This window comes from uncultured Algibacter sp. (genome assembly GCF_947490405.1).
GTDB lineage: Bacteria > Bacteroidota > Bacteroidia > Flavobacteriales > Flavobacteriaceae > Algibacter_B.
In genome coordinates this window covers 84573-101947 of the sequence record NZ_CANLGU010000002.1, presented here as the reverse complement: position 1 = coordinate 101947, position 17375 = coordinate 84573, and the positions used below count along the sequence as shown (strand labels likewise).

At 32.6% G+C, this 17375-nt stretch carries 15 protein-coding genes and 1 tRNA gene; 9 read left to right on the top strand and 7 right to left on the bottom strand.

The features are described 5' to 3' along the window. Positions 1-153: 153 nt before the first annotated feature. From Q0772_RS04430 to Q0772_RS04420, 3 genes are all read right to left on the bottom strand, one after another. Positions 154-224: transfer RNA gene (locus tag Q0772_RS04430), tRNA-Cys, on the bottom strand. Positions 225-341: 117 nt separating this feature from the next. After that, on the bottom strand, positions 342-704 hold the full coding sequence (gene folB / locus Q0772_RS04425) for a dihydroneopterin aldolase (protein WP_298340779.1): 363 nt from the start codon (positions 702-704) through the stop codon (positions 342-344). 20 nt (positions 705-724) lie between these two features. Beyond that, positions 725-934 carry a zinc ribbon domain-containing protein gene (locus Q0772_RS04420; protein WP_298340777.1) on the bottom strand — a complete coding sequence of 70 codons (210 nt, stop codon included), beginning with the start codon at positions 932-934 and terminating at the stop codon, positions 725-727. Positions 935-1058: 124 nt separating this feature from the next. Here Q0772_RS04420 and Q0772_RS04415 point away from each other — a divergent pair, with 124 nt between their 5' ends. The 5 genes from Q0772_RS04415 to Q0772_RS04395 all read left to right on the top strand — a co-directional run bounded on the left by Q0772_RS04415 (position 1059) and on the right by Q0772_RS04395 (position 6465). Further along, the gene (locus Q0772_RS04415) at positions 1059-3050 is read left to right on the top strand and encodes a glutamine--tRNA ligase/YqeY domain fusion protein (protein ID WP_298340775.1); all 1992 of its coding nucleotides are present in this window, start codon (positions 1059-1061) and stop codon (positions 3048-3050) included. Positions 3051-3068: 18 nt separating this feature from the next. Further along, complete coding sequence (locus tag Q0772_RS04410) at positions 3069-4151, top strand: TPM domain-containing protein (RefSeq protein WP_298340773.1); 1083 nt, start codon at positions 3069-3071, stop codon at positions 4149-4151. A 55-nt stretch (positions 4152-4206) separates the two neighbouring features. Further along, on the top strand, positions 4207-4689 hold the full coding sequence (locus tag Q0772_RS04405; protein WP_298340771.1) for a DUF1761 domain-containing protein: 483 nt from the start codon (positions 4207-4209) through the stop codon (positions 4687-4689). A gap of 65 nt (positions 4690-4754) precedes the next feature. Next, on the top strand, positions 4755-5903 hold the full coding sequence (locus tag Q0772_RS04400) for a GNAT family N-acetyltransferase (RefSeq protein ID WP_298340769.1): 1149 nt from the start codon (positions 4755-4757) through the stop codon (positions 5901-5903). A gap of 64 nt (positions 5904-5967) precedes the next feature. Beyond that, on the top strand, positions 5968-6465 hold the full coding sequence (locus Q0772_RS04395) for a hypothetical protein (RefSeq protein ID WP_298340767.1): 498 nt from the start codon (positions 5968-5970) through the stop codon (positions 6463-6465). Positions 6466-6533: 68 nt separating this feature from the next. Here the strand turns inward: Q0772_RS04395 and Q0772_RS04390 are convergent, their stop codons facing one another. Then, positions 6534-7457, bottom strand: a complete 924-nt coding sequence (locus Q0772_RS04390; RefSeq protein ID WP_298340765.1) for an SPFH domain-containing protein — start codon at positions 7455-7457, stop codon at positions 6534-6536. A 76-nt stretch (positions 7458-7533) separates the two neighbouring features. Here Q0772_RS04390 and Q0772_RS04385 point away from each other — a divergent pair, with 76 nt between their 5' ends. Continuing rightward, positions 7534-8217 (top strand): hypothetical protein, encoded by a 684-nt coding sequence (locus Q0772_RS04385; RefSeq protein ID WP_298340763.1) that lies wholly within the window; start codon positions 7534-7536, stop codon positions 8215-8217. Between the two features lie 43 nt (positions 8218-8260). Here Q0772_RS04385 and Q0772_RS04380 read toward each other — a convergent pair whose 3' ends face one another. The 3 genes from Q0772_RS04380 to Q0772_RS04370 form a co-directional block, all read right to left on the bottom strand. Next, entirely contained in the window at positions 8261-8827 is a 567-nt protein-coding gene (locus Q0772_RS04380; protein WP_298340761.1) for a hypothetical protein, read from the bottom strand. A gap of 7 nt (positions 8828-8834) precedes the next feature. Then, positions 8835-10346: a glutamate--tRNA ligase gene (gene gltX / locus Q0772_RS04375; protein ID WP_298340759.1), complete on the bottom strand. Its 1512-nt coding sequence runs from the start codon at positions 10344-10346 to the stop codon at positions 8835-8837. Between the two features lie 139 nt (positions 10347-10485). After that, a complete protein-coding gene (locus Q0772_RS04370) occupies positions 10486-11316 on the bottom strand; it encodes a hypothetical protein (RefSeq protein WP_298340757.1) in 831 nt (276 codons plus the stop codon). Positions 11317-11425: 109 nt separating this feature from the next. Here Q0772_RS04370 and Q0772_RS04365 point away from each other — a divergent pair, with 109 nt between their 5' ends. The 3 genes from Q0772_RS04365 (at position 11426) to mnmG (ending at position 17296) form a co-directional block, all read left to right on the top strand. Then, positions 11426-14881: a DUF4175 family protein gene (locus tag Q0772_RS04365; protein ID WP_298340755.1), complete on the top strand. Its 3456-nt coding sequence runs from the start codon at positions 11426-11428 to the stop codon at positions 14879-14881. Then, positions 14874-15284: an rRNA maturation RNase YbeY gene (ybeY, locus tag Q0772_RS04360; protein WP_298340753.1), complete on the top strand. Its 411-nt coding sequence runs from the start codon at positions 14874-14876 to the stop codon at positions 15282-15284. Before Q0772_RS04365 ends, ybeY begins: the two co-directional genes overlap by 8 nt. A 140-nt stretch (positions 15285-15424) precedes the next feature. After that, positions 15425-17296 carry a tRNA uridine-5-carboxymethylaminomethyl(34) synthesis enzyme MnmG gene (gene mnmG / locus Q0772_RS04355; protein WP_298340751.1) on the top strand — a complete coding sequence of 624 codons (1872 nt, stop codon included), beginning with the start codon at positions 15425-15427 and terminating at the stop codon, positions 17294-17296. Positions 17297-17375 lie beyond the last annotated feature (79 nt).

The following is a 17375-nucleotide window of genomic DNA, read 5'->3' as shown; positions in this document are numbered from 1 at the left end:
GGGCTTTCGGGAGTCGCTCCCTCCTACGTCGGGGAGCTTCAACAAATCCCTCAATCCCTAACGCAATTCACAACACCTAGTAAACGCCCAAATACAATTAAAATAAGTTATAAACATAAAAAAAACCCTCAAGAAAAACTTGAAGGTTCTTTGAGGCGTCGAGCGGATTCGAACCGCTGTAGAAGGTTTTGCAGACCTCTGCCTAGCCACTCGGCCACGACGCCATAATTGTTATCAAAATTTCAGAAAAGAGCTAAAAGCTTCTGAAATTATCATTCCCACAACACTGCGGAAAATCTGCTGCAAATGTAAAAAAAATTGTGACTTTTCAATAGTTAAAATCACTTTTTACGCTTTTCAGTCATTTTTATCGTTACTCGTTCTACATCACCTCCAATTGGCGGGTTCAGTTTACTCACATTTACAGTAGCTTTTGTAACTAATTTATCTTCATTAAAGATTCTATCTAAGATTCTTTTTGCCACAGTTTCCAGTAATTTGGAAGGAATTGCCATTTCTTCTTTAATAATGCGATTTAAAAAAACATAATCTACGGTATCCTCCAATTGGTCTGTTTTCGCAGATTGTTGCAAATATGCCTTCACTTTCAAATCTACACGGTAATCGCTACCTATTTTTGTTTCTTCGTTTAAACATCCATGGTAAGCAAAAACACGAATATTAGTAACCTTTATAATTCCCATAAAACAAAGAACAATAATATTTAGCTTGTAAACAAATCAAATATATTACTTATGGCACTTGTTTTCGCCTTGTAAAACTCTGTGTATGTACACCTATCACAAGTAACAGAGGTATATTTTTCAGTTTGAACATCAAATATTTTAGACAATGTACCACCAGTGGCTCGCATTTGTCCAACAGTATATGTTTTGTTGTTGCACTTTGGGCATTCATAATTTCTGTGTTGCATGGTTTAAGCTTTTATAATTAGTATACGAAAGACTCTAAAAGTTACATTTATCAAACATTATAAACAGGTAGTTACCTTTATTTTAACTAATTTTGTTTCTTTCTTTTTTGAATGAGTTAAAGTTATGTCTGAAGATAGAAAATCACTCAATTTTATTGAGCAAATTATAGAAGAAGACTTGTCAAATGGCATGTCTAAAAACAAGTTACGTTTCCGTTTTCCACCGGAACCAAATGGGTATTTGCATATTGGGCATACTAAAGCTATTGGAATAAGTTTTGGTCTAGGTGAGTATTACAACGCCCCAGTTAACTTACGTTTTGATGACACAAATCCAGCAAAAGAAGAGCAAGAGTATGTAGATGCTATAAAGAAAGATGTTGCTTGGTTAGGTTATAAATGGGATAAAGTTTTGTTTTCTTCTGATTATTTTCAGCAATTATACGATTGGGCAGTTATTTTGATAAAAGAAGGGAAAGCCTATGTAGATTCACAATCTAGTGAAGCCATGGCAGAGCAAAAGGGAACGCCCACTCAACCAGGAGTTGATGGCCCTTTTAGAAATAGAAGTATTGAAGAAAACTTGGCTTTATTTGAGGGTATGAAAGCTGGTGAGTTTGATGAAGGCGAGCATATTTTACGCGCTAAAATAGACATGCAGCATACCAATATGCTGATGCGAGACCCCATAATGTATCGTATTTTAAAGAAACACCATCATAGAACGGCTAATGATTGGTGTATTTACCCGATGTACGATTGGACACATGGCGAAAGTGACTATATCGAGCAAATATCTCACTCATTATGCTCTTTAGAGTTTAAACCTCATAGAGAACTTTACGATTGGTTTTTAGATCAGATTGTAGACACTAATAAGCTAAGACCAAAACAGCGTGAGTTTGCACGTTTAAACTTAAGCTATACCATTATGAGTAAGCGTAAGTTGTTAAAGCTTGTAGAAGATGGTATTGTAAATGGATGGGACGACCCAAGAATGCCTACCATTTCTGGGCTTAGAAGAAGAGGTTATACCCCTAATTCTCTCAGAAAGTTTGTTGAGACTGTAGGCGTTGCAAAACGAGATAATGTTATTGATGTTTCGCTTTTAGAGTTTTGTATTCGCGAAGATTTAAATAAAACGGCGCCACGCGTTATGGCAGTTTTAAATCCTGTAAAATTAGTGATTACTAATTATCCTGAAGATAAAGTGGAGTGGATGGATGCCGAGAATAATCCAGAAGATGAAAGTGCAGGTTTTAGAAAAGTACCATTCTCACGAGAACTTTATATTGAGCGAGAAGATTTTAAAGAAGAAGCCAGCAACAAGTTTTTTCGATTAAAAACAGGAGGAGAGGTTAGGCTAAAAAATGCATACATCATTAAAGCGGAAAATGTTAAGAAAGATGCTGAAGGTAACATCACAGAAATTCGTTGTACCTATTCTGAAGACACATCAAAAAAAGTTAAAGGTACTTTACATTGGGTATCTATTAAACATGCTTTAAAAGCTGAAGTAAGAGAGTACGATAGGTTGTTTAATGATGAGGCACCCGATAGCCATCAAGACAAAGATTTTATGGAATTCTTAAACCCGAATTCTTTAAAAATCATTGAAGCTTATGTAGAGCCAAGTTTAAAAGAAGCCAATATTGGTGATAGGTTTCAGTTTCAAAGGCTCGGTTATTTTAATATGGATGACGATTCGACCTCAGATAGCTTGGTGTTTAATAAAACAGTGGGTTTACGAGATACTTGGGCAAAACAAAAACCAAAACCGAATAATAATCAACCTAAGCAAACACCACAAAATAATAGACCAGCTATTGATCAAATAAAATCTTATGGCAAAAAGTATGATAGAATGCCAGAAGATAAGCAAGCCAAAGCTAAAGCAGAGATTCAAGAACTAGCAAAATTAGTGAGTTATGATGAGGTTGAACCACTATTCAACACTTCTGTGAAGAAATCTGGTACACGAATTATTACTATGATTACACTGGGTGTATTACTACAAAATGGTTTAGAAAAAAACGATGCTATTAGCAACTTTATTGCTAAAGCTTTGGAAGATAAAAATATCTTATTAGTACAAGAAGCTAAGGCACTTTTATAATCCAAAATATACATTCATGTGATTAAAATAAAATGGATAATTCTTTTGATTATCGTTTGTTTTCAATATACAAGCGGACAAGCGGATTATCCTGTTTTAACAGAAGTTGCAACAGATAACGCTGCACTTTTCAGCGAAAGCGAAACGTTTCAACTTAGACAAAAACTTACCACTTATGAAACAGAGACTTCACACCAAATAGTGGTGCTAACTATTAATACTTTAGGTAATGATACCGTTGAGAACTATACATATCAAGTTTTTAATAAGAACCAATTAGGTCAGAAAAACAAGGATAATGGGCTTTTAATATTCATTGCTAAAAACGATAGAAAATTTAGAATTGAGGTTGGGAAAGGACTAGAACCCATAATAACGGATGCATTTGCCTCAAGAATTATTAGAGAAATCATGACGCCTAAATTTAAAGAGGGTCTTTTTTATGAAGGTGTAGATTTAGGAACTTCAGAAATTATTAAACTTATTGACAATCCTAAATATCGAGATGAGTTTGCTCAAATAATAGAAGAAGAAGGTAAAATTCCGTTTTGGGCTAAACTATTAATCGGAATATTTTTAACGCTATTTATCAGTATTTTTATTGTAGCAGGTAGCGCGATTTTCTACACGGGTTATAAGCGATTAATTACTATTTTTAGAGGATTAATCACTGGGAAACTAAGTGTAATTTCTTTTCCATTATTATTGATTTCGTCATTGTTTGTGATGCTTATCAGTCTTCCATTTATTTTAATGCCATTATTTTTTGCTGTAATTTTAATCAGCACTCAGATGAATAAAGATAAGGTTTTAGACCCTTTTAAATTAATTGAAAATACTTCTTCCGAAAGCTTGATTTACGTTTTAATATCAATCATAATTCTGTTTTTAATAACGCCATTGATTATCGCCTTTTTTACGCGCTCTAGAAAAGTTTACCAGCCTGTGAAATTTTCATTTTTAAAGAGCGATAAAACCTTTATGAGTAAAAACTTTTCTTCAAGAGGCGTTAGTTCTGGAAGGTCTTCATATTCATCTAGTAGTAGTTTTTCAGGAGGCGGTGGTAGTTCTGGTGGAGGCGGTGCTAGTGGTAGCTGGTAAACTAGGTTGAAAGTATTTTTTGTACATTGTAAGTACAAACCAAAATTTTTAAATCATGGAAATGAATTTTTTAGCACTAGCAGCTGCAGCACTTTCTGCTCTAGTTGTTGGATTTGTTTGGTATAACCCAAACGTTTTTGGAAATGCTTGGATGAAAGCAGCAGACATGACAGAAGATAAAATGAAAGGCGCTAATATGGCGAAGATTTTTATTCTGGCATTTATATTTGCCTTTATTTTAGCTATGGCAATGCAAATGCTTACTATTCACCAAATAGGAGCCATGGGAATGGTTGGTGCTGATATTGAAAATGCATTACCATCTTATGCTGCTTTTATGGCGGATTATGGAACTGCTCATAGAACCTTTGGCCATGGTGCATTACACGGTATAATGTCTGGTATTTTTGTAGCTTTACCTATAATTGGAACTAATGCTTTATTTGAAAGGAAAGGAGCTAAATACATCTTAATAAATAGTGGCTATTGGATAGTTACTATGGGTGTAATGGGAGCCATTGTATGTGGATGGGTATAATTTTGTAAACTTTTAACAAACATAAAGACTGAGAATTTAAATTTTCAGTCTTTTTTTAATATATATTGATACATTATAATATTTACGAGAGTATAGATAAAGTTCCTATGGGATGGAATAATTTGGTTGAGCATAATGTGCTTTTACAAACCAATTATTTAAAAGCTTTAGAGATTGCTTCTCCAAAAAATATTAGTCTGTTTTATATAGGTGTATTTAAAGATGATACTTTAGTAGGTATAGCCATTGTTCAACGTGTTCAATTATATCTAAAGGATATGTTTAGAAACACACAGGTGTCTTGTTTAAAAACATTTTTAAAACAAACCATTTCTAAGTTGCTTAAAGGCAATATTTTAGTGGTTGGTAATTTAACTCATACAGGTCAACACGGTATATATTTTAACATAAATAAAATATCTAAAACAGATTTTTATTCTTGTGTTTTTCAGGGTGTTTCTGAGGTTGAAAAGCGGATAAAAAATAATGGAGGTAAGATTCGATTAATTCTTTTGAAAGATTTTTTCGAAGATGATATTATGCTTGACGATAGTCTATTTCTAAATGAAAAATTACACAGAGTTATTGTACAACCTAATATGATTATGAATGTTAGAGATGTTTGGGGCTGTAATGAAGACTATGTAAACTGTATGAAAAAGAAGTACAGAACAAGGTATAAACGTGCCAAAAAGAAACGCAATGGTATTGTTTGTGAAGAAATGGATTTAGATGCGATAGAAGCGAACTCTCAATTGCTTCATAACCTATACCTTAATGTGTCTGATAATGCAACATTTAATACGTTTATACTCCCCAAAAATCATTTTTTTATATATAAGCGCCATCTTAAGGATAATTTTAGGGTTTTTGGATATTATTTAGATGATGAACTTGTTGGATTTTTTACCCTAATTTTAAATAATAAGCATTTAGAGACCTATTTTTTAGGCTATAATACTAAACACCAACAAGCCAATCAACTATATTTAAATATGTTATATGAAATGGCTAAATTTGGGATAGAACACCATTTTGAGAGTATTGTTTACGCCAGAACAGCTATGGAAATTAAGAGTTCGGTTGGTGCAAAACCAAAGGCAATGGTGATGTATTTAAAGCATACAAATTTTGTTCTCAATACTATTTTAAAACAAATTTTTCGTTTTATGAACCCATCAAAAGATTGGGTGGAACGCCATCCGTTTAGTTAAAAACTTCAATTTTTTTTTAAGTATTAGTTTTTATTTTCGACTTAATAAAGCAAAATATCATATCATGAAACGGTTATTTCTATCATTATTACTATTTCCTTTGTTAAGTTTTTCTCAAAATATGAATAACGAAAAGTTAGAAACTATTTACACTACAGTTAGCGACTCTATTCAAGGACAACCTGGAGCGTGGCAATTTCATATTAAATCTGTGCCATTAATTAGCATAACAGATGTAAATCATAACCGAATGCGGATTATTTCACCAATAGCAGATTCAAACACTTTAAACGAAGGCTTATTAAAGGCAAGTTTAGTAGCCAATTTTCACACGGCTTTAGATGTTAAATATGCTGTTTCGGATGGTGTATTGTGGTCGGTATTTATTCATCCTTTAAAGGAACTTTCAGAAGAACAGGTAAAAGATGCGGTGAGCCAAGTATATCATGCTAATATTAATTTTGGAACTACTTTTACAAGTACATCTTTATCTTTTCCTGGAAAAATTTCTGATAAGGGTGAAGAACAAGTTGAAGAAAAACCTAAGTTTAAAAGATTCTAGTTTTTTAAAGAAAAAACCCCAATATAAGATATACTGAGGTTTAATTTATTTTAAATGAAATAGGTTTATTATTTATCCTCTTTCTTTTTGGCGGCTTTCATAGCTTCACCAATTTGATTACTAGCTGCAAAACTTGCTACCATATCGTTTAGCATATTGCTTCCTGCTTGTGGGGCATTAGGTAAAAGAATTAAGTTACTATTGGTTTCTTCTCCTAAAGACTGCAACGTATCGTAATGTTGTGTTACAACAATTAAAGCTGATGCTTCTTGACTGTTAATTCCAACGCGATTAAGCACCTCAACAGACTCTTCTAAACCACGAGCAATTTCTCTACGCTGATCAGCAATACCTTGCCCTTGTAAACGCTTACTTTCGGCCTCAGCTTTTGCTTTTTCAACAATTAAAATACGAGCAGCATCACCCTCAAATTGGGCTGCAATTTTTTCACGTTCAGAAGCATTAATTCTATTCATAGCTTCTTTAACTTGAGCATCAGGATCAATATCAGTTACAAGTGTTTTTATAATATCATAACCATATTCAATCATGGCATCATTTAACTCAGATTTTACTGCAATAGCGATATCGTCCTTTCTAACGAATACGTCGTCTAATTTCATTTTTGGCACTTCAGCACGTACCACATCAAATACATAACTTGTAATTTGATCATGCGGATAATCTAACTTGTAAAAGGCATCATAAACTTTTTCTCGAATCACTTTGTACTGTACGGATACTTTTAAACGCACAAATACATCATCCAAAGTTTTAGTTTCTATAATAACATCTAATTGCTGAATTTTAAGACTTAATTTTCCAGCAATTCTGTCTACTATTGGAATTTTTAATTGTAAACCAGAATGACGTATACTTTGAAATCTACCAAAACGTTCTATAATGGCTGCAGTTTGTTGTTTTACAATAAAAAAGGATGAAATAAGAATAACAAATCCTATAAAGATAATGGGTATTAAAAAGTAGTTCATATATATAATTTTAAATGGTTATAAAATCGTGGATTACTAAATTAAGTTATATTTGGGCATTTAACCCTAAACAGACATGAAAAAATTACAGCTTTACCTATTAGTAGTATTATTTATAAGTTTTGTTACAAAAAGTTTTTCTCAAAAAGGAAATTATAGAATTACTAATGGCATTAATATTACTGGTGGGGTAACACAATTTGATATTGTGACTGATAATTTCACTACAAAGGCATCAAATGGTTTTATTGGAGGGCTTGGTGCCTCAGTAGATATTCCTGTGCGATGGTATAATATAAGTTTTGGAATGCAACTCTCAGAAAGTAATGTTGAGGTTTTAGGAAGACCTGCACTAATAAGTACTGAAGAAGAGTTTATTGAGTATAAAATGTTTGCGGCGCAAGTGGCTATGTTGTTGCATGTAAAAGTAATTCCAGACCATTTTACAATTGATTTTGGACCTATGCTTCAATACAATAGTAAATTAGAATTTAGAGATGAAAATCAAGAAAGTTACTTTATAAATAATTACACCAATTTATCTGCAGAAGACATTACTAATATTTCTCAATTTAACCTTAATGGAGCTGTAGGCGCTTCAGTAGGTTTTAAATATTTTAAGCTGAAAGTGCAATATATTTATGGTTTTACCAATATATTGAAGAAACTTGAAAATGAAGACTTAGATGCTTCAGGTGGCGATTCTCGTTTTAAAGGGAATCAGAGTATGTTGGTTTTGGGGGCGGTAGTGTCGTTTTAAGATTTTTTGTTTTTACGTTGAATTCACGTAAACTTAAAAATATCTATTCATCTGAATTACAATCTTCATTATAATATTCAATGATATCGTAAAAATCCCATTTCTTAAACTCTTTATTTTTAATTTTTTCAATTAAAGTAGGACAGTTTTCAAAAATAGTTAAGTGTTTCTTTTTTAGTTTTGTTCCAAGTTTGATAAGTTCATCATTGACTTTAATGAAATAAATTTTCGAGGTACCAGGTCCAATACCAAAAGTAATACCACCTTGAGAAGAACCATTAGAATTTGGCAAACCAGAGCTATAAACTTCACTATTGTAAAGTGAAATTTCACCCTCAAGAATTAGTTTTAAAAACTTAGGTTTATCGCTTGAATTACTTTCTACATATCTAAATTGCCAACCTTTGACATCATAGCCCTTAATTTGTTTAGAAGTATAGTCTACTACCTCAGTATCTTCTTTGAGTTTAAATTTTATTCCTTCAAACATTTTTACTTTTATTAAACCCTCTGAAGTACTATTGTCTTTGAAGTATGCAGTGCCTGGGCTATACTGCGCATAAAGAACAGTAAATGATAATAATAAAAATAACGCAAAAATGTTTTTCATTTAAATTCTATAATATTTCCATTATCATTTCAACCCGCCTAACCGTCTCATCTTTCCCAATCATAAACATAATATCAAACACATCAGGACCTTGTAAAGCACCAACTAATGCTAAACGTAGTGGCATCATCACTTTACCAAAACCAATTTCGTTGCTTGTAATCCAACCTTTAATTTCGGTTTGAAGGTTTTCTACAGAGAAATTTTCAATGCTATTTACAATCGAAACCACTTCAGATAAAATGGCTTTTGTTCCTTCTTTAAAAGCTTTTTTAGATGCTTTTTCATCATAAGACGTAGGTGCAATAAAGAAGAAATGACTCAAGTCCCAAAAGTCTGAAACAAACGTAGCACGCTCTTTAACCAAAGCAATTACCATTTCAATATAGCTAAGATCAATATCAGCTAATTCAGAGTTATGATTTTTAAAAGCTTCAGCCAATTCATAATCATTTTGCTCTTGCATATAATGGTGGTTAAACCATTTTGTTTTGTCAGGGTCAAATCGCGCTCCAGATTTGTTTACTTTGTTCAAATCAAAGGCAGCAATTAGTTCATCCAAATTAAAAATTTCTTGTTCTGTTCCTGGATTCCAACCTAAAAAGGCTAAGAAATTAGCCATAGCTTCAGGGAAATACCCATCTTCTTTATAACCTCTGGATACGTCTCCAGTTTTTGGGTCTGTCCACTCTAAAGGAAATACGGGAAACCCTAATTTATCGCCATCACGCTTGCTTAATTTCCCTTTTCCTGTTGGTTTTAAAATAAGTGGTAAATGAGCAAATTCAGGAGCTTCCCAACCAAAAGCAGTATATAATTGATAGTGCAATGCTAAAGAAGGTAACCATTCTTCACCACGAATCACATGTGAAATCTCCATTAAATGATCATCTACAATATTTGCTAAATGGTAGGTGGGCATACCATCACTTTTAAATAACACTTTATCGTCTAAAATATTAGTATCTATTTTAATATCACCACGAATAATATCTTTTAAATGAAGTGTTTCATCTTGAGGTGATTTAAAGCGGATTACATAATCCTCACCTGCATCTAATTTAGCTTTTACTTCCTCTGCACTAAGCGATAATGAATTGCTCAATTTTAAACGGTTGTGCCAATTGTATATAAATGTTTTGCCTTTTGCCTCATGGTCTTTTCGGTGAAAATCTAAGGCTTCAGCAGTATCAAACGCATAGTAAGCATTTCCAGAAGCTATTAGAGTATCTGCATATTGTTTATACAAATCTTTACGTTCGCTTTGTCTATAAGGGCCATATTTCCCTTGGTTTGCTGGACTTTCATCAGCAGGCATGCCACACCAATTTAGCGCTTCAATAATGTATTGTTCTGCACCTTCTACATAACGGTTTTGGTCGGTATCTTCTATTCTTAAAATAAAAGTACCATTATGTTTTTTTGCAAATAAATAATTGAATAATGCAGTACGAACTCCGCCTATATGTAAAGGTCCTGTTGGGCTAGGTGCAAAACGCACTCGAACGTTTTTTGTCATGTTTGTAATTTAACAGTTAAAGGGTAACAATTAGGTGCTAATTGATGCCGATATTTTAATCTTTTTTCAAGGATTTGAGGCAAAGATAAAACGATATTTAAGAATAAAAGAGTTAAGCTAAAACAATCTATAAAAGCGCTTAGAAATTATGGTATATACCTAATGTTAGAGCAGGTTCTTTGGCTACGTTTTGTCCAAAAAATGCGCCACCAAAACCTGCATTAATACCAAATGATTTAGTGAGTTCGCTAATGAATTTAATTCCATAAGCGCCATATTCTTGGTTATTTGTGTAAAGTACATTTAGTAAATTGGTTTCAGGTAATACAATATCTCCATCTTTAAATGATTTCAAAATATCTATAAAACCAATAACTAAAATTTTTTTAAATGGTCGGGTACCTATCTCTCCGCCTAATTTAAAATTGGTACTATAACCATTGGATCGGAAATTAAAACCAGTAAAAAATTGCGTGTAGAATTTTTTAAAACTTCTACCAAAATTAATTGTGGGAGTAAAAGCCCACGAATCAAACCCTGTTCTAATACCAGAAGGATTATCAAAAGAACTGGTATTTAATTCAATATTAAATTGCCCCGATATAATCCATTTGTTTTTGTAAAAACGTTGTCTTACACCTATTTCAATATTCCCCAAACTTGATACCGAGTTAGCTGTTGTTAAGCCAGTTGCACTATCAACTAAGTCATTTGTTTGTATAAATTTAATAGGAACGTTAAGTATTAATGTGGTTTTATCATGTAATCCATATTCTCCATAAAATTGAAGTGTATTGTCCGTCACATTACGCTCTGTTGTATAATCTGGGTTTCCAAAAATTAAATTATAGTCATTAATTGTAGTAAAAGCCAGTTGGGTATATAGTGCGTCTTTATCTTTAGTCCAAGCGCTTTGGGAAAACGAAGAATGAAAAATTAATGCAATAATAAAGGATAAGTACAGTTTCATTTTTTAATATTTGATGAGTTAGTAGTCCCTTATCTTGCAAGCTTACAAAAGGTTTAACAAATATTAAAGGTTTTGGTTTTATTAAATATCTTATTTTTATGAAATCTTAATGAACAATTTTAAAATCATACAAAATAAGTTAGAAGCGTTTATTAGGCGTTATTACACTAATGAGCTGCTTAAAGGTGTTATTCTATTTTTTGCAATAGGATTGCTTTATTTTTTATTTACCCTATTTTTAGAACATCTTTTATGGTTAAATACAAGCTCTAGAACTGTATTATTTTGGTTGTTTATTGCGGTGGAATTGGGTTTGCTTATTAGGTTTATTTTTATTCCGTTAGCCAAATTATTTAAGCTTCAAAAAGGCATAAATTATGAAGTGGCTTCAAGAATTATTGGAAAACATTTTCCTGAAGTTGATGATAAGTTATTGAATGTACTTCAGTTACACCAAGAGCAAACAGAATCCGAATTATTATTAGCTAGTATTGAGCAGAAGTCTTCAGAATTAAAACCCGTTCCGTTTAAGTTAGCCGTTAATTTTAAAAAGAATTTAGGGTATTTAAAGTATGCTGCTATTCCAATCGTTATTTTACTTTTAGCGCTAATAACCGGAAACTTTAATTGGTTTAGTGATAGTTACGAGCGTGTGGTGCATTACAAAACAGCTTACGAACCACCAGCACCTTTTCAGTTTTTTGTGGTTAACGGAAACATGAATGCCATTGAAAACAAAGATTTTAAACTTTTAGTCAAAACAGCGGGCGAGGTTACTCCTGAAAGCGCTCAGATTACCTTTAATGGTGAAACTTACTTTTTACAACAAAAGGCTCTAGGTGAATTTGAATATGTTTTTACGCAACCTAAAGAAGCCGTCGTGTTTCAATTATCGGCTAACGATGTTACCTCGAAACCTTATACGCTAAATGTAGTTGAAACGCCTTCTTTATTGGGATTTGATATGGTTTTAAACTATCCAAATTATACCAAAAAGCGAGATGAAACTTTGAAAAGTACTGGAAACGCCCTGGTGCCAGAAGGCACACAAATTAAGTGGCAACTTAAAACAAAATCTACTGATGAAGTGTTTTTATACGCCAATGATACGGTGGTCTTTAACTCTGATAAAGCAGGTGTTTTTGAAGCTTCTAAGCGCGTTTATACTAATTATGATTATACTTTAAGCACAAGCAATAAAAACCTAAAAAATTACGAGAATTTAGCCTTTAATATTGATGTAGTGAAGGATGAATATCCGGAGATTAATTTGAAAGTAGAGCGCGATAGTCTTGATTTACAAACCTTATATTTTTATGGACAAGTTAGCGATGATTATGGTTTTAGTAAGTTGCAATTAGTTTACTATCCTGCTGAAAATGAAAAAGAAAAGCAGATTGAAGTTTTAGAAGTATCAAATTCTAATATTTCAGAGTTTATTAGTGCATTTCCTAATAATTTAAATATTGAAGTAGGAGTGCCTTATGAATTGTATTTCCAAGTATTTGATAATGATAGGGTTAATCGTTTTAAAAGTGCCAAAAGCAGTGTTTTTACTTATAGAAAACGAACTAAAGATGAAGACGCTCAAAAAAAGCTTGAAGAACAAAGCAAAACCATAAAAGATTTAAATAAGTCTTTAAACAAGTTTGATGAACAAGAGAAAAAGCTAGAGGAATTGACCAAAACTCAAAAAGAGAAATCAAATTTAAATTTTAATGACAAAAAGAAATTAGAATCATTTATTAAGCGTCAAAAACAGCAAGATGAAATGATGAAAAATTTCAACAAAAAACTAAAAGATAATTTAGAGGAATTTCAAAAAGAAAACCCAAAAGAAGATCAGTTTAAAGAAGATTTAAAAGAACGTTTAAAAGACAATGAAGAGAAACTAAAACGCGACGAAAAACTACTTAAGGAGATTGAAAAGCTTCAAGAAAAAATAAATAAGGAAGAATTAATTCAAAAATTAGATAAGCTTGCAAACCAAAATAAAAACAAAAAACGAAGTTTAGAACAGCTTTTAGAATTAACTAAACGTTTTTATGTTGAAAAGAAATTAGAAAAGCTCAGAGATGATTTAGAGAAATTAGCTGATGAACAGGAGAAATTATCCAATGCAACTGATAAGGAAAACACTAAGGAAAAGCAAGATAAATTAAACAAAGCTTTTGAGGATTTTAAAAAAGAAATTGAAGAACTAGAGAAAGAAAGCAAGGCTTTAAAGAAACCCATAGATATACCTAGAGATAAATTGGACGAGCAAGAAGTTGAAAAAGAACAACAAAAAGCATCTGAAGAATTAGAAAAAGGAGAAGAGCAAGAAGAACAACAGGGATCGGAACAGGAGAAAAAAGAATCTAGCAAAGAGCAAAAGCAAAGCCAAAAGAATGCAAAGAAAAGCCAGAAAAAAGCGGCTCAAAAAATGAAGCAGATGAGTCAGCAAATGCAAAGCATGATGCAATCTAGTGGTGAAGAGCAAATGCAGGAGGATGTTGATATGTTGCGACAAATTTTAGACAATTTGGTTTTGTTTTCTTTTGATCAGGAGGCACTTATGAATCAATTCAAATCCATTGAAGTGAACCACAATAAGTTTGCTACTTATTTAAAAAAGCAAAAAAACCTCCGTGAGCATTTTGAGCATGTAGATGACAGTTTATTTGCTTTATCACTTCGTCAACCAAAACTATCTGAACAAGTTAATAAAGAGATTACAGAGGTTTATTATAATATTGATAAAGCATTAGGCTTACTGGCAGAGAATCAGCTTTACCAAGGGGTTTCAAACCAACAGTTCACAGTAACAGCGGCTAATAATCTTGCAGATTTTTTAAGTAATGTTTTAGATAGTATGCAAGAAAGCATGAGTATGAGTGCTGGACAGGGCGGTGGTGGAGATATGCAATTGCCAGACATTATTATGAGTCAAGAAGAACTCAACAAAATGATGGAAAAGGGGATGAAAAAAGGTGAGAATGGAAAACCAAATAAAGGTGAAGGTAAGCAGCAAGGAAAAGGAAATAAAGAAGGGGATAAAAAAGGTGAGAGTGGAAAAGATGGTAAATCTGGTAAAAGCGGTGAAGAAAAGGGTAAACAAAGTGGAGAAAATGGTAAGCAAAGTGGTGGTGAAGGCGAAGGACAGAGTGAAGAAGATAATGGATTGCTTTATCAAATTTATCAACAACAACAGCAACTGCGTCAAGCCCTACAAGACAAGCTAGCCAAAGAAGGTAAAAGCGGTAACGGTAATGCCTTGGTTAGAAAAATGAAGGATATTGAATTAGATTTATTGAATAAAGGGTTTACAAATCAAACTCTTCAAAAGATGATGCAATTAAAGCATCAGTTGTTAAAATTGGAGAATGCTACCTTTCAACAAGGAGAAGATAATAAACGTGAATCTGAAACTAACAAAAATAGATTTGATAATAACTCAAACAATCAAATCCCAACGGCAAAACAATATTTTCAAACTACAGAAATATTAAATCGACAAGCTTTACCTTTGCAGCAAGTTTACAAAAAGAAAGTGCAAGACTATTTTAAAAAAGCTAATGATTAATTTCAATTATGAAACCGATTTTGAATTAGATTCTGAGGAACAAATTTCAAAATGGATTATTGATACTATTTCGACCGAATCACATAAATTGGAAGAGATAAATTATGTGTTTTGCGATGATGAATATTTGCATAAATTGAATGTTGAATTCCTAAAGCATGATACACTAACAGATATAATTAGCTTTGACTATTCAATAGGAAAAATCATACAGGGCGATATTTTTATTTCTGTTGAGAGAGTCGCTGATAATGCTAAAGACTTTGGCGTTTCATTTGAAGAAGAATTGCATCGTGTTATTATCCATGGTGTACTTCATTATTGTGGATACAAAGATAAAACTGATATTGATGCTAAAGAGATGCGTGATAAAGAAAATCACTACTTATCATTGCTTAATTAGAATTCAAGATTTCAACGTATATTTGCAAACCTAAAACACAAACATGTTCCACGTGGAACATTGTTTTATTTATTTAGATTATTCTACTTAGCAAAACCCAAGTGTAATTAGAAACTAAAAATCAAATTGAATTAAAAATCATGTTTAACGAGATTTATGACGTTATAGTTGTTGGAGCAGGTCACGCAGGAAGTGAAGCTGCTGCCGCTGCTGCTAATATGGGAAGCAAAACCTTATTGGTTACCATGAATTTGCAAAACATTGCACAAATGTCTTGTAATCCTGCTATGGGAGGAATTGCAAAAGGACAAATTGTGCGTGAGATTGATGCGCTTGGAGGATATAGTGGTATTGTTTCTGATACATCGGCTATTCAATTTAAAATGCTTAATAAATCTAAAGGGCCTGCCATGTGGAGTCCTAGAGTGCAGAGTGATAGAATGCGTTTTGCTGAAGATTGGAGAATGCTTTTGGAAGGCACACCTAATCTTGATTTTTATCAAGAAATGGTTTCAGGTTTAATTATTGAAAAAGGAAAAGTCGTTGGTGTAAAAACTTCACTTGGTATACAGATAAAAGCAAAGTCGGTTGTGCTCACTAACGGAACTTTCTTAAATGGCTTAATTCATATAGGCGATAAGAATTTTGGAGGCGGAAGAGCAGGAGAAAGAGCAGCAACTGGAATTACAGAACAGCTTGTAGATTTAGGTTTTGATTCTGGTAGAATGAAAACAGGTACGCCGCCAAGGGTGGATGGTAGATCTTTGGATTATTCTAAAATGATTGAACAACCAGGTGATGATAATCCAGAAAAGTTCTCGTATTTAGACACTACAAAGCCATTAGATAAACAACGTTCTTGCTACATGACCTACACGAGTAATGAAGTGCATGAATTGCTTCGTGAAGGCTTTGATAGGTCGCCTATGTTTAACGGTAGAATTAAAAGCTTAGGACCAAGATATTGTCCATCTATTGAAGATAAGATTAATCGTTTTGCCGACAAAGATAGACATCAATTATTCATTGAACCTGAAGGTTGGAATACATGCGAAGTTTACGTTAATGGATTTTCTACGTCTTTACCTGAAGATGTTCAATTTAAAGCATTACGCTCTGTAGTTGGATTTGAAAATGTGAAGTTCTTCAGACCAGGATATGCTATTGAATATGATTATTTCCCACCAACACAATTAAAACATACTTTAGAAACTAAACTAGTTGAGGGATTATATTTTGCAGGACAGATTAATGGAACAACAGGATATGAAGAAGCGGCTTCTCAAGGTTTGATGGCAGGTATTAATGCGAGTTTAAAAGTACAAGAAAAAGATCCTTTTACTTTAAAAAGGGACGAAGCATATATTGGTGTTTTGGTTGATGATTTAATTACAAAAGGGACTGAAGAGCCTTATAGAATGTTTACATCTAGAGCAGAATATAGAACATTATTGCGTCAAGATAATGCAGATTTAAGGTTAACACCTAAAGGTTTTGAGTTAGGTTTAGCCTCTGAAAAACGTTTAAAACGTATGGAAGAAAAACATGAAGCTGCAGAAAAATTTGTAAACTTTTTTGAAAAGCAAAGTGTAAAACCAGAAGAGATTAATCCTATTTTAGAAGACAAAAAATCATCTCCTGTAAAACAATCTGGAAAACTTTTTAAAGTTTTTTCTAGACCAAATATTGAGATGGAAGATGTTAGGAAAGTTGAAAGCGTTGAAACTTACATTCAAGAAAATAATTTGGATAGGGAGGTGATAGAGCAAACCGAAATTCAAGTTAAATATGCCGGTTATATCGCCAAGGAAAAAAACAATGCTGATAAGCTAACACGATTGGAATATGTAAAAATTCCAGAGAATTTTGACTATTCGCAAATCAAATCTATGAGTTTTGAAGCCCGAGAAAAGCTTAAAAAAATTCAACCAACAACAGTATCCCAGGCATCAAGAATAAGTGGCGTTTCACCTAACGATATTTCTGTGTTGCTAGTTTACATGGGACGATAAATTCCTTTGAAAATAGGAATTTCATGATTTAAAACAAGTATGCATTAATGATTGTAATGTGAATTTTTCATAAACGTTC

Bases quoted from the DNA above. Each gene is read 5' to 3' on its own strand.
- Q0772_RS04365 (WP_298340755.1), top strand. From the start codon at position 11,426: ATGAACAATTTTAAAATCATACAAAATAAGTTAGAAGCGTTTATTAGG.
- Q0772_RS04395 (WP_298340767.1), top strand. From the start codon at position 5,968: ATGAAACGGTTATTTCTATCATTATTACTATTTCCTTTGTTAAGTTTT.
- Q0772_RS04385 (WP_298340763.1), top strand. From the start codon at position 7,534: ATGAAAAAATTACAGCTTTACCTATTAGTAGTATTATTTATAAGTTTT.
- Q0772_RS04380 (WP_298340761.1), bottom strand. From the start codon at position 8,827: ATGAAAAACATTTTTGCGTTATTTTTATTATTATCATTTACTGTTCTT.
- mnmG (WP_298340751.1), top strand. From the start codon at position 15,425: ATGTTTAACGAGATTTATGACGTTATAGTTGTTGGAGCAGGTCACGCA.
- Q0772_RS04415 (WP_298340775.1), top strand. From the start codon at position 1,059: ATGTCTGAAGATAGAAAATCACTCAATTTTATTGAGCAAATTATAGAA.
- Q0772_RS04420 (WP_298340777.1), bottom strand. From the start codon at position 934: ATGCAACACAGAAATTATGAATGCCCAAAGTGCAACAACAAAACATAT.
- Q0772_RS04390 (WP_298340765.1), bottom strand. From the start codon at position 7,457: ATGAACTACTTTTTAATACCCATTATCTTTATAGGATTTGTTATTCTT.
- folB (WP_298340779.1), bottom strand. From the start codon at position 704: ATGGGAATTATAAAGGTTACTAATATTCGTGTTTTTGCTTACCATGGA.
- gltX (WP_298340759.1), bottom strand. From the start codon at position 10,346: ATGACAAAAAACGTTCGAGTGCGTTTTGCACCTAGCCCAACAGGACCT.
- ybeY (WP_298340753.1), top strand. From the start codon at position 14,874: ATGATTAATTTCAATTATGAAACCGATTTTGAATTAGATTCTGAGGAA.
- Q0772_RS04370 (WP_298340757.1), bottom strand. From the start codon at position 11,316: ATGAAACTGTACTTATCCTTTATTATTGCATTAATTTTTCATTCTTCG.
- Q0772_RS04405 (WP_298340771.1), top strand. From the start codon at position 4,207: ATGGAAATGAATTTTTTAGCACTAGCAGCTGCAGCACTTTCTGCTCTA.